This window comes from Methylococcus sp. EFPC2, assembly GCF_016925495.1.
GTDB lineage: Bacteria > Pseudomonadota > Gammaproteobacteria > Methylococcales > Methylococcaceae > EFPC2.
This window is the reverse complement of record NZ_CP070491.1, coordinates 1,400,257-1,412,134: the sequence shown is the minus strand read 5'-3', so window position 1 is coordinate 1,412,134 and position 11,878 is coordinate 1,400,257. Positions and strand designations below refer to the sequence as shown.

General features: G+C 58.3%; 11 protein-coding genes. 10 read left to right on the top strand and 1 reads right to left on the bottom strand.

Going from position 1 to position 11,878, the window contains the following annotated elements:
• Positions 1-8: 8 nt before the first annotated feature.
• The 6 genes from mltB to JWZ97_RS05940 all read left to right on the top strand — a co-directional run bounded on the left by mltB (position 9) and on the right by JWZ97_RS05940 (position 7,399).
• Positions 9-1,130, top strand: a complete 1,122-nt coding sequence (gene mltB, locus JWZ97_RS05965; RefSeq protein ID WP_205433885.1) for a lytic murein transglycosylase B — start codon at positions 9-11, stop codon at positions 1,128-1,130.
• A 67-nt stretch (positions 1,131-1,197) separates the two neighbouring features.
• The gene (locus tag JWZ97_RS05960; RefSeq protein ID WP_205433884.1) at positions 1,198-2,664 is read left to right on the top strand and encodes a lipopolysaccharide biosynthesis protein; all 1,467 of its coding nucleotides are present in this window, start codon (positions 1,198-1,200) and stop codon (positions 2,662-2,664) included.
• 251 nt (positions 2,665-2,915) lie between these two features.
• On the top strand, positions 2,916-4,226 hold the full coding sequence (locus JWZ97_RS05955) for a TolC family outer membrane protein (RefSeq protein ID WP_205433883.1): 1,311 nt from the start codon (positions 2,916-2,918) through the stop codon (positions 4,224-4,226).
• Positions 4,210-4,593, top strand: coding sequence for a DUF2892 domain-containing protein (locus tag JWZ97_RS20320; RefSeq protein WP_371822604.1), 384 nt, complete (start codon positions 4,210-4,212; stop codon positions 4,591-4,593). The genes JWZ97_RS05955 and JWZ97_RS20320 overlap by 17 nt, the downstream gene beginning before the upstream one ends.
• A 5-nt stretch (positions 4,594-4,598) precedes the next feature.
• Positions 4,599-4,862: a glutaredoxin 3 gene (gene grxC / locus JWZ97_RS05945; RefSeq protein ID WP_240342509.1), complete on the top strand. Its 264-nt coding sequence runs from the start codon at positions 4,599-4,601 to the stop codon at positions 4,860-4,862.
• Positions 4,863-5,014: 152 nt separating this feature from the next.
• Positions 5,015-7,399: a tetratricopeptide repeat protein gene (locus JWZ97_RS05940; RefSeq protein WP_205433880.1), complete on the top strand. Its 2,385-nt coding sequence runs from the start codon at positions 5,015-5,017 to the stop codon at positions 7,397-7,399.
• Between the two features lie 58 nt (positions 7,400-7,457).
• Here the strand turns inward: JWZ97_RS05940 and nadB are convergent, their stop codons facing one another.
• A complete protein-coding gene (gene nadB / locus JWZ97_RS05935) occupies positions 7,458-9,059 on the bottom strand; it encodes an L-aspartate oxidase (protein ID WP_205433879.1) in 1,602 nt (533 codons plus the stop codon).
• Positions 9,060-9,278: 219 nt separating this feature from the next.
• On the opposite strand from nadB, the gene rpoE reads away from it, so the two are divergent.
• Genes rpoE through JWZ97_RS05915 form a run of 4 tightly spaced genes read left to right on the top strand, consistent with a single transcriptional unit; the run spans position 9,279 to position 11,850 of the window.
• Positions 9,279-9,860 carry an RNA polymerase sigma factor RpoE gene (rpoE, locus tag JWZ97_RS05930; RefSeq protein ID WP_305799100.1) on the top strand — a complete coding sequence of 194 codons (582 nt, stop codon included), beginning with the start codon at positions 9,279-9,281 and terminating at the stop codon, positions 9,858-9,860.
• Positions 9,861-9,873: 13 nt separating this feature from the next.
• Positions 9,874-10,431, top strand: coding sequence for a sigma-E factor negative regulatory protein (locus JWZ97_RS05925; RefSeq protein ID WP_205433878.1), 558 nt, complete (start codon positions 9,874-9,876; stop codon positions 10,429-10,431).
• A gap of 1 nt (position 10,432) precedes the next feature.
• Positions 10,433-11,434 (top strand): MucB/RseB C-terminal domain-containing protein, encoded by a 1,002-nt coding sequence (locus JWZ97_RS05920; protein WP_205433877.1) that lies wholly within the window; start codon positions 10,433-10,435, stop codon positions 11,432-11,434.
• Positions 11,431-11,850 (top strand): SoxR reducing system RseC family protein, encoded by a 420-nt coding sequence (locus JWZ97_RS05915; RefSeq protein WP_205433876.1) that lies wholly within the window; start codon positions 11,431-11,433, stop codon positions 11,848-11,850. Before JWZ97_RS05920 ends, JWZ97_RS05915 begins: the two co-directional genes overlap by 4 nt.
• The last annotated feature ends 28 nt before the right edge of the window (positions 11,851-11,878 follow it).

The window sequence follows — 11,878 nt, the reverse complement described above, 5'->3', positions numbered from 1 at the left end:
AGCTTGCCATGTATAGAGCCCTATTCGTCGTCCTGTTGTCGATTTTCCTGGTCGCCTGCGCGCCGACGCCCAAGCGCGCCCATCCGGATCGTCCTCTCGGCGCCGCCGGCGCGCAGCCGGATCAATCCGGGGCTTATCCGGTGCCGCCGGGGGCCTTGCCGGGCCGCTATTCGGCGGCGAAAGTGAGCGGCGACTATGCCGGCTATCCCGCGGTCGACGCATTCGTGCAGAAAATGGCCAGCAAACACGGCTTTCCCCGCGAATATCTCCAGGGCGTGTTGTCCCAGGCCAAGCGCAAGCAGTGGACGATCAACTACATGAACGCGCAGTCCGCGCCCAGCGGAACCCAGCCGAAACCGGGAGCCTGGTCGCGCTACCGCGCCAAGTTTCTCACCGAGCAACATATCGCCGGCGGCGCGGCGTTCTGGCGCGGGCATTCCGCCGCGCTGCAACAGGCCGCCTCGGCCTATGGCGTGCCGCCGGAATACATCGTCGCCATCATAGGCGTGGAAACCCAGTACGGCCGCAACGTCGGTAATCACCGCATCCTCGATGCGCTCACCACGCTGGCGTTCGACTATCCGCGCCGGGCGGATTATTTCGCCGAGGAGCTGGAGAACTTCCTGCTCATGAGCCGCGACGAGCGCATCGATCCGGCCCAGCCGGTCGGTTCCTTCGCCGGCGCCATGGGCTTGGGCCAGTTCATGCCCGGCAGTTTCCTCCAGTGGGCGGTGGATTTCGACGGCGACGGCCGGCGCAATTTGTGGGATCCCGAAGATGCCATCGGCTGCGTGGCGCATTATTTCGCCGAGCACGGCTGGCGACGCGGCGAGGCTGTTGTCGCCAAGACGCAGGCCCGGCCGGCGGGCCAGCTGGAGACCGGGTTCGACGCTCAGTATTCCGCCGATCAGTTGGCGTCTTACGGCATACGGCCCAGCGAACCCACCGTGCCCGGAGAGCCGCTGAGATTGCTGCTGCTGCGAGCGGACGGCGGTGACGAATACTGGTTGGGCCAACAAAACTTTTACGTCATCACCCGCTACAACCATTCCACCCATTACGCGATGGCCGTGCACCACTTGGCTCAGGCCGTGAAGCAGCGCTATCAGGGAACCCTGGCCGCCCGTTGAGCGCAGCCGCAACGAAATAACGCTTATAAATCGGTGCGCCGTCCGGGACAGGCGGTCTATTTCACGCATGAATCCGCTTAAGAAACTCGCCGGCCAGACCGCCCTCTATGGCCTCAGCACCATCGTCGGGCGGCTGTTGAATTATCTGCTGGTACCGCTTTACACCTACCAGTTCGCCGACCCCCGCGATTTCGGGGTGCTCACCGAGTTCTACGCCTACGCCTCCTTCCTCAACGTGGTGCTGACCTACGGCATGGAAACGGCGTTGTTCAATTTTTCGGCCAAACGGCCGGACAAGGCCCGGGTTTACAGCACGGCGCTCATATCATTGGCGGGGACCGGATTCCTGTTTCTCGCCGCGGTGCTTGCACAGGCGGATGAACTGGCGGAACTCCTGCGTTATCCCGGCCGGGCCGACTGGGTAATCTGGCTGGGCTGGATCCTGGTGCTGGACGCCTTTTGCGCGATTCCTTTCGCGAAGCTGCGCGAACAGCAGCGCGGCGCGCGCTTCGCTCTCCTCAAGACCTTCAACATCCTGGTCAACATCGCCGGCAATCTGTTTTTCATCGGCCTGGCCAAATGGGCGCACGACAGCGGCCAGGCCGGCTGGCTGGCGCGGGTAGGGGACTGGTACGACCCGGCGATAGGCATAGGCTATGTGTTCGTCGCCAATCTGATCGCCAGCGTGGCGACAGGCTTATGCCTGTTGCCGGAATACCTGGCCGCGCGCGCCTGGCCCAGCCTGAGCCTCTGGCGGGCCATGCTGCGGTATGCCTTGCCCCTGTTGCTGACGGGGCTCGCCGGCATGGTCAACGAAACCCTGGATCGCGTGCTGATCAAATATCTGCTGCCGGCCGACAGTGCCATGGAGCAGTTGGGCATCTATGGCGCCTGCTACAAGGTGGCCATCCTCATGACTATTTTCATCCAGGCTTTCCGCTACGCCGCCGAGCCGTTCTTCTTCGCCCATTACCGCCAACAAGACGCCCGACAGCTTTACGCCCTGGTCATGCGCTGGTTCGTCATCGCCTGCGCCTTTCTGTTTCTCGCGGTGATGATGAACATGGCCTGGATACAATACTTCATCGGCGCGCGCTACCGCGTCGGCCTGGACATCGCGCCCATCCTGCTGATGGCCAACCTGTGTCTGGGCGTCTATTTCAACCTGTCGATCTGGTACAAGCTCACCGAACAGACCCGCTTCGGCGCCTGGCTGACGTTTTGGGGCGCGGCCGCGACGCTGGCCTTGAACCTCTGGTGGATACCCGCGTACGGCTACCGCGGCGCGGCCTGGGCGACGCTGGCTTGCTATGCGAGCATGGCGGCGCTGTCCTGGCTGCTGGGGCGGAAATACTATCCCGTGCCTTACGATCTCAAGCGCCTGCTGGGCTATCCCCTGCTGGTTCTGGCCATCTGGTTCGCGGCCACCCATTTACCAGATCTTGGCCGCGTGGGCGATCTGCTGGCGCGTAACGCACTGCTGCTGAGCTTCGTTTTACTGACCTGGGCCCTGGAACGACGGCCGGCACTGTAAGCCTAGAACCGGAACGCCGGGCCAAGCCTTACCAAGGAGAGCCGGTACGCATTCCCGATGTGCACCGTACAGCGAGTCTTAATACAATCGCCCGCGGAATACCAAGCCGTCTCGGCGAACCGGTGGCGATCACGCTTTGCGCGGTGCGGTTCACCCCAAGGCCTGCTTGGTCGGGAGCCGGGCATGGGCTGTCGAATTCACGCGTGGGCTCCGTACCCTAATCGATAGATAACCGGATGTGACCAAGGAAAATGACAAAAAAAATCCTACTCTGTTTCTGCTTCGTGCAATGGATCACTCAAGCCCATGCGGACGATTTACTGCAGATTTACGACCTTGCTCTGCAAGAGGATCCCCAGATACATGAGGCGGAGGCGTCACGTAATGCCATCCAGGAAGCGAGGCCCCAGAGTCTCGCCCGCCTGCTTCCGACTTTGGCCATCGTCGGCACACTGAATCAAAACCGCTTCGATACCACGAACACCTTCACCAACGCCCAGGTCGGTGTGCAGAACTTCTGGGACTCCAGCGTCTACCTGAAACTCTCTCAACCCATCTACCATCACGAATATTGGGTACAACTCAGTCAAGCGGACAACCAGCTTGCTCAGGCCGAAGCCGAATACGCCGCGGAACAACAAGATCTGTTCGTGCGAACCAGCAAGGCTTATTTCGGAGTCTTGTCGGCAAGAGACAATCTCGAGTTCGCCAATTCAGAGAGGCAGGCGCTCGAACGGCAATTGCAGCAGATCAAGAAGCGCTTCGAAGTCGGCACGGCGGCGATAACGGATTTGCGCGAAGCGCAAGCGGGCTACGACCTATCCCTGGCCGGGGAGATCGCCGCCAAGCGTACCCTCAATGTCGCCAAAGCGGCACTTCGTGAAATCATCGGCAAGAGCGACATCGAACTCAATCCCTTGCGCGAGGAACTACCGCTGCACGAGCCGACGCCCGCAGGCCAGAAGGAATGGAGCGAACTGGCCCAGCAACACAATCTGGCCATCATCGCGGCGGAAAATCGCGCTGAAATCGCCCGTAAAACCATTGATCTCCAATTCTCAGGGCATTTGCCGACCCTGGATCTGGTTGGCAATGTCGGCATCGCCGATACCGATCGTCCAGCGGGTCTGGTGGCCAATTCTCAAACCATCGGGGTGCAACTGAATGTGCCGATTTTCCAGGGGGGCGGGACGAGTTCGCGGGTACGGCAGGCGCGCGACCAGTTCGCGGCGGCGAAAGAGAACGTCGACAAGCAGCGACGCGGGGTCGACCGGCAGGTCCAGGATGCCTACGACGGAATCGGTTTCTCCATCAGTCAGGTCCACGCATTGGGCGCAGCCGTATCGTCCTCGAAAGCCGCGCTCGATGCGGCCGAAGCCGGTTTGCGGGTAGGGACCCGGACCATGGTGGACGTGCTCACTACCCAGCGCAACCTCTACCGCGCCAAGCGGGATTTCGCCCAGGCCCGTTACGACTACATCAACAACAGCTTTCTGCTTAAGCAAGCCACGGGATCGCTATCCAGAACCGACCTGGAGGCGGTGAATGCCTGGCTGCACTGAAAGCTGCCTGTTGAATAGGCAGGGAAGCAAAGTACACGCCGTCTGTGTTTATTGCTCGCCGCCCCACCGGCGAGTCGGCTCCGTCTTGATTATCCTGTCAGATGCATGGATATTGGCTGGGTCTTGCTTTTCAATTTGCGGGGGCTACATGACTACCGAGCGTTTAGTACGCATAGTCGCTGGTTTTTTCGTTTTGTTTTCCTTGGCTCTCGGCGTGTCTGCCAGCCCACTTTTCGTCAACGAAAATTGGCTTTGGTTCACCGCTTTCGTGGGCGCGAATCTTTTTCAAAGCGGCTTTTCCCGTTTCTGCCCCCTGGAGTTTTTCCTCAAGAGGCTGGGCGTTCCGTCGAACTGTGCCGGGGAATGAGCGCCATGCCTAAAATCAAGATGTACAGTACGGCGGTTTGTCCGTTTTGCGTCGCGGCGGAAAAGCTGTTGCGCACCAAGGGCATCGAGCAGATCGACAAGATACGCGTAGATCTGGAGCCTCAAAAGCGGCAGGAGATGATGGAAAAGACCCGTCGCCGGACGGTGCCGCAAATCTATATCGACGATTACCATGTGGGCGGCTTCGACGATCTGGTCGCATTGGAGCGCGCCGGCCGACTCGATGATTTGCTCCAGGGTGCGTCTTGACCCCGCGAATCTTGTTCGCTTTGCTCGCCGCGGGGTATGGGTGGGGACAATTGTAAGATTCGTCGGTTAACATGGCCGGATCGCTCGGCGGGGTTCGTCGCCGAATCGACAGAACTAAATGTTCATTAACTATTCGACATGGAGTTAATTAAATGCTGAACCGTATCTTGACGGCGTTGCTGGCATCCGCGCTGCTCGGCGGGGCGTTGACTGCCTGCGGCGGCGCGGAAGAGCGCAAGGCCAGCTATCTCGCTCGGGGCAAGCAATATTTCGAGGAAAAGAATTTCGACAAAGCCAAGGTCGAATTCAAAAATGTGCTGCAGATCGACCCCAAAACCGCCAAACCGTATTTCTATCTTGGTCAGATAGAGGAGTCCAAGCAAAATTGGCGCGAGGCCTTCGGTAATTACAGCAAAGCCGTCGAACTCGATCCCAGTGATGTGGATGCCAAGATCAAGCTGGCCAAGTTCTATCTTCTGGCCAAGGATCAAGCCAAGGCCGAGGAGTTGGTCGCGGCGATACTACAAGTACGGCCAGCCGACATCGAGGCTCGTCTGCTCAGGGCTGCACTGGCCAATGCCAAGGGTGATGCATCTGCGGCCATCGCCGAATTGAATTCCGTCATCACCGATCAGCCGACGCGCGCCGATGCCTACCTGGTGTTGGCCATGTTGTACGGCCAAAAGAACGATGTGGCCACGGTCGAACGTACGCTGCAACAGGGCTTGGCGAGCAATCCGGGAAATCCGCCGCTGATGCTGGCGCTCGCCAAACTCAGCTTACAGCTCAACAAACCGAAAGAGTCGGAAGACATACTCAAGCGACTCGTCGCCGCGGAGCCGGGAAGTCTCGAACACCGCGCTACGCTGGCGCAGCTTTACGTCCAGCTCAAGCGCTTCGATGAAGCCGAGCAAGTTCTGCACGAAGCGATCGCGGCCGATCCCAAGGACAGCCGCCGTTATGGCGTATTGGTGGAATTTTTGCTCAAGAATCGTAAGCCCGATCAAGCAATCGCGGAGTTGAGCAAAGCGGTCGCAGACTACCCCGACAACGTCATCTTGCGTTTGGGTTTGGCTCAGTTGCATGAAAAGCTGAATCAGGCCGATAAGGCCGAGGCGATTTATCGCGGCATGGTGGAAAAGGACGAAAATCCCGCCGATGTGCTCAAGGCTAAGAACCGCTTGGCGTCGCTGTTGGCGGGGAAAAACCGGCAGGGGGAGGCGAGCACGCTCGTCGAAGAAATCCTGAAGGACAATCCCAAGGATATCGATGCGCTATTGCTGCAAGGCAAGCTCGCGTTGGCGGCCAAGGATGCGCAAAAGGCCATCGCTTCGTTTCGCTCGATCTTGAAAGATCAACCCGAAAATACTGAGGTCATGACCCTGCTCGCCGCCGCCAACCTATTGGACGGAAAGCCGGCGCTGGCGCAGGAAAGCCTGGAAAAGGCCGTGCTGAGCAAACCGGACGATTTCGCTGTGCGCAAGCGTTTGGTCGAATTTCTGGTACAGCAGAAGAACCTCCCGTTGGCCCTGGATAAGGCCGAAGACTATTTGAAGCTGAAACCCAAGGACCTGGAAGCGCTGAATCTCAAGGCCGATTTGCTGGCCCTTCTGAACAGACCCGACGAATTGGAAACGGTGCTTCGCCAGATCAAGACCGATTTTCCCAATTCGCTGGTCGGTCCTTTCCGGCTCGGCAACCTTTATCAAACGCAGAAGAAATACGACGCCGCGTTGGCGGAGTTCGAGGCGAGTTTGGCCAAGTCGGAGAACGATTATGAGGCACTCAAGGCGATCATCGGCATCTATCTGCAAACCGATCAGGCCGACAAGGCGCTAGCCCGTCTGAAGAAGGTGCTTGCCGATCGCCCCAAACATCCGACGGCTCATCAGTTGCTCGCTCTTTATTATGTCAACCGCAAGCAAGCGGACGAGGCGATCAAGGAACTCCGACAGGCGATCGAGGTCAGTCCGCGCTGGCCCTTGCCGTATGCCAACCTGGCCGCCGTTTATGAGCAGAAAGGCAAGCTGGGGGATGCCATCGCGGTATATGAAGAGGCGTTGAAAGTATTCCCAGACGACGGCAATTTGCTGATGAGCATCGCCCGTCTGCAGGAGGCCAACAAGGATCAGGCCGGTGCGGTCAAACGCTACGAAACTCTCCTGGCCAAGGCTCCCGACAATCTGCTGGTCATCAACAATCTCGCCAGCTTGCTCAGTCTGGACGCATCCAATGCGGCGAATCTGAAGCGGGCTCAGGAATTGGGGCAGCGCTTGCAGGGATCGGAGGAGCCCGCCTTTCTCGATACCTTGGGCTGGATCGGATATCAGACCGGTGATTTCGCCAAGGCGGTGGAGCTCTTGGGCAAAGCCGTGGCCAAAAACGACAAGGAACCCATTTTCCGGTATCACCTGGGCATGGCGTATTACAAGAAGGGCGATCCGGTTCAGGCCAAGGAGCATCTGAGCAAGGCCCTCGAGCCAGGCAAACCGTTTAGCGGGATAGAGGAAGCGAAGGCGGTCCTTAAGTCGCTTTAATGGCGGCTGTCTCTCGATGTAGGGACCGGGGGCGGCGCGCTGGCCGCCCCCGGGTTCGTTACGGAGGGCTCAGTACGGTGTTTTCCGGGAGGCGAGTCTCGTCCGCATGGGGGTAGTCGAGGGTAAAATGCAAGCCTCGACTTTCCTTACGAGCTTGGGCTGAACGGATGATCAGCTCGGCTACGATCACCAGGTTGCGCAATTCCAAAAGATCGCTGGTGACACGGAAATTACCGTAATATTCGGCGATTTCCTGTTTCAACAAATCCACCCGGTGGCGAGCGCGTTCCAGTCGTTTGTCGCTGCGCACGATCCCGACGTAGTCCCACATGAAGCGGCGGATCTCGTCCCAATTGTGAGAGACCACGACTTCCTCGTCCGAGTCGCTGACCTTGGATTCGTCCCATTCGGGCAGTTCCGGCGGTTTGGGCGTTTCGGGCAATATCCGCAGTATGTCTTCAGCGGCCTGCCTGGCAAAAACCAGGCATTCGAGCAGAGAGTTGCTGGCCATGCGGTTGGCGCCATGCAGCCCCGTACACGACACTTCGCCGATGGCGTAAAGACCGGACATGTCGGTGCGCGCCGCGCGATCGGTCACTACCCCGCCGCAGGTGTAATGCGCAGCGGGTACCACGGGTATGGGCTGGCGGGTGATGTCTATGCCGAATTCCAGGCAGCGCGCGTGTATGGTCGGGAAATGGCCGGTAATGAAGTCCGCAGGCTTGTGGCTGATGTCGAGATAGACGCAATCGATGCCCAGGCGCTTGATTTCGTGGTCTATGGCTCGCGCAACAATATCGCGTGGAGCCAACTCTAGGCGCGGATCGAATTTGTGCATGAAGGGCTGGCCGTCCGGCAGGAGCAATCGCCCGCCTTCCCCTCGAACCGCTTCGGAAATAAGATAGGAGCGCGCGTGAGGGTGGTATAAGCAGGTAGGGTGAAACTGGATGAATTCCAGGTTGGCAACCCGGGCCCCTGCCCGCCACGCGATAGCAATACCGTCCCCGGTCGATACGTCGGGATTGCTGGTGTAGAGATAGGCTTTGCTGGCGCCGCCGGTGGCGAGCACGACGACCCGAGCGCGAAACACCTTGACGCGATGTTCGCTGGTATCGAGCACATAGGCACCGAGGACGCGCGGGTCATCGCGGCCGAGTTTTTTGCCGGTGATCAGGTCGATGACGTTGTGATGCTCGAATAGGTGGATATTCGGGTGCCGCCGCGCATGTTTTTCCAGCGAGTTCTCGATGGCACGTCCCGTCGCATCGGCGGCATGCACGACCCGGCGATGCGTGTGGCCGCCTTCGCGTGTCAAGTGCAGGTGGACGGTTCCGTCCTCGGAAATTTCCTCCGTGAAAGGAACCCCGCGATCCAGTAGCCAGTCTATGCACTCCTTGCCTTGGGAAACGACCAGACGGACGATATCCGGGTCGCACAGGCCGGCGCCCGAGATCAGGGTGTCCTGGATATGCGACTCCAAGGTATCGTTGGCATCCAGGACTGCCGATATGCCTCCCTGGGCATAAAGCGTATTGCCTTCGGCAAGCGTAACTTTGGAGAGTACAGCGACGCTGGCTTTATCCGCGAGTCGTAGCGCGAGACTCAGGCCGGCTGCGCCGCTACCGATTACTAATACATCGAATACAGGTGTCGTGTTCAAGGCGGGGGACGTTTGTGCTTAGATTTTCCATGCTACAAGAAAACCGCACGACATTGAACGACACTGGTAAAAATACGATAATGCGTAACGCGGCAAAACCTCCTTTTCGCCGACCCCACACCCGCCATTTCCCAACTTCTATATGCAGGTAAAGACCCGCCCCTATGATTGCGCTAGGTCGCTGGTATCAGTGAGCCTGTCGGAGCAAATCCGGGTTTCATGAGCACGATGACGGAACCGGTCGATGAAGAACTGGTCAGACGGGTTCAGGCGGGGGACAGGAAGGCTTTCGATCTGTTGGTGCTCAAGTACCAGCATAGGATCGTGCAACTCATCAACCGCTATATTCGCGACCCCCACGAGTCGCAGGATGTCGCCCAAGAGACCTTCATCAAGGTGTATCGCGCCCTGCCGGGATTCCGTGGGGACAGTGCCTTTTATACCTGGATATATCGGATAGCCATCAACACGGCTAAAAACCACCTCGCTTCCCGTGCCCGTCGCCCTACGGATGACGATATTGAATTGGACGCTGCGGAACAATTCGAAAGTGCCACGGGTCTCAGGGATCAGGAGACACCGGAAGGTGTGCTGCTGAGCGAAGAGTTGGCGGGGGTCATACAACTGGCAGTGGATGAGTTGCCCGATGAACTGAGAACGGCGATCACCTTGCGCGAGTTGGATGGGCTCAGCTACGAAGAAATCGCTCAAGTGATGAATTGTCCGGTGGGCACGGTGCGTTCCCGCATTTTCCGGGCGCGCGAGGCGATTGATAAGAAAATGAACACGGTTTTGGGGTAGGCGGGGAGCTGCGATGTCATACGATGAGATGGAATTGAAACAACGTATTTCCATGCTGATGGATTCCGAGTTGAGTGCGCAGAACAACCCCGAGTTGATCCGGCGCATCGAAAACGATGAGGGACTTACAGCGGCATGGGCGCGCTACCATTTGATAGCCGAGGTCATGCGCAATCGCGAAAGCCTCGTCTTGGCGGACGACGATTTCGCAAAGCGTGTCCGCGATGCCGTTTCGGTCGAACCACTGGTGGCGGCATTTCCACGCAAGAGATCCGCGGATCACGCTTGGAAGCATCGAATAGTGACCTTGGCCTTGGCGGCTTCACTCGCGTCGGTGGCCGTGCTGGTCGGTTACTCTATACATGAAAATGCACAAGGCCTGACGCCCCTGGAAGCCAGGAACGCCCCATACGACGATGCGGCCCATACTCCGGATGCCCGTTCTCCGGAAAGCCTTGCCGATGCCCAATTCAACGATTATCTCCGTGCGCACAACGAAACCGCCGCGATGTCCGGTGCGGCGGGCATGTTGCCGCACGTCCGCTTGGTAAGCGTGCGCGCCGAACGTTAGCATGAGAGGAATAGTGTTCGATTGGCAAAATACGATGGGGCGTCGGATTTTCCTTGCATTCCTCATGGTTTTGACGATTTCCAGCGCGGCGGCAGAGGAAAAACAGGGGGATGCGAATAGCTGGCTGATGGCGGCCCAGCGCGCCAAGGCGCAGCTGAATTATCGCGGGATGGTGTCCTACATCAAGGATAACCACCTGGAAAATCTACAGGTGGTACATAGCGTCATCGACGGAGAGGAATACGAGCGGCTGCTGTCGGTTAATTCCCCGCTGCGTGAAATCGTGCGCGAACCGGAAAAAGTCACCTGTTATTTTCCCGACTCCCATTCTTTGTCGGTTGACCATAAACCGGCCCAGCGATCTTTCCTTTTGGAGCTTCCCGAAGATCTCAGGGGTTTGTCCGTAAGCTATGCGCTTGAGCTTGGAGAGTCCGAGACTATTGCGCAGCGCCGAGCCCGCAAGATCAAGATACGTCCCCTGGACGATTTTCGCTATGGGCGGAATATATGGGTCGATGAGGAGTCCAAGCTGCCGCTCAAGTTCGAGCTTCGGGACGAAAATGGCCAGATACTCGAAGAAATGCAGTTCAATACCTTGTCCATCGAAGCCTCGATACCTAAAGCCGATTTGGCGCCGACGACGCGTTATGATGAGAGTTGGCTGGTCAAACGGCATGAGAGCCTCTCTGCTGACACACTGAAGTGGACGTTCGATGGTGTGCCGGAGGGTTTTAGGCTGATCGCGTATACCCGCCTCAAGCGTGGTTCAGACAATCGCGCCATCGATCATATCTTGCTCGGCGACGGATTATCTTCGGTTTCGATCTATATCGACCAGTTGATGCAGGATATATTTATCTCCCAACCGCGCAAGGTTGGGGCAATCAACGCCTATACGCGCAAACTGGACGGAAACCTGATCACCGTGATGGGTGAAGTGCCGTCCAAAACCGTCCAGGCAATCGCCAACGGCATCCGGCAACAAGACGCAGCAAATCGATGATCGAAGAAGAAGCCTGGGTGGCGTCCGTGGAAAACGGTCGCGTCTGGATCGAAAAGCAGCGTAAATCCGCCTGCTCGGGTTGCCAGCAAACCTGCGCAAGCTCGGTAACGGCGGGTTTGTTTGCCGCAAAAACCGTCCGCATCCCCGTGTTCACCGGGCAACCGCTTCAGGTTGGAGACAAGGTGGTCGTCGGCATCCGCGAAAGCGCTTTGGTGCTCGCCTCCGCCAGAATTTATCTGTTACCGCTGCTGGCCTTAATCGCCGGCGCGCTTATGGGGAAAATCGCCGGAGCCACCGACCCGTTCGTGGCTTTGGCCGGCCTGGCAGGCCTGGTTCTTTACCTATTGGTCTTCAGGACTTTCTCCCACACCGATAGCGTTGACCTGCGCCCCGTAATACTGCGCAAAATTAATTAATCCCCCTCGTAATTTTTCCTCTGGATCT

Bases quoted from the DNA above. Each gene is read 5' to 3' on its own strand.
- JWZ97_RS05960 (WP_205433884.1), top strand. From the start codon at position 1,198: ATGAATCCGCTTAAGAAACTCGCCGGCCAGACCGCCCTCTATGGCCTC.
- grxC (WP_240342509.1), top strand. From the start codon at position 4,599: ATGCCTAAAATCAAGATGTACAGTACGGCGGTTTGTCCGTTTTGCGTC.
- mltB (WP_205433885.1), top strand. From the start codon at position 9: ATGTATAGAGCCCTATTCGTCGTCCTGTTGTCGATTTTCCTGGTCGCC.
- JWZ97_RS05925 (WP_205433878.1), top strand. From the start codon at position 9,874: ATGTCATACGATGAGATGGAATTGAAACAACGTATTTCCATGCTGATG.
- JWZ97_RS05940 (WP_205433880.1), top strand. From the start codon at position 5,015: ATGCTGAACCGTATCTTGACGGCGTTGCTGGCATCCGCGCTGCTCGGC.
- JWZ97_RS05955 (WP_205433883.1), top strand. From the start codon at position 2,916: ATGACAAAAAAAATCCTACTCTGTTTCTGCTTCGTGCAATGGATCACT.
- JWZ97_RS05915 (WP_205433876.1), top strand. From the start codon at position 11,431: ATGATCGAAGAAGAAGCCTGGGTGGCGTCCGTGGAAAACGGTCGCGTC.
- JWZ97_RS05920 (WP_205433877.1), top strand. From the start codon at position 10,433: ATGAGAGGAATAGTGTTCGATTGGCAAAATACGATGGGGCGTCGGATT.
- JWZ97_RS20320 (WP_371822604.1), top strand. From the start codon at position 4,210: ATGCCTGGCTGCACTGAAAGCTGCCTGTTGAATAGGCAGGGAAGCAAA.
- rpoE (WP_305799100.1), top strand. From the start codon at position 9,279: ATGAGCACGATGACGGAACCGGTCGATGAAGAACTGGTCAGACGGGTT.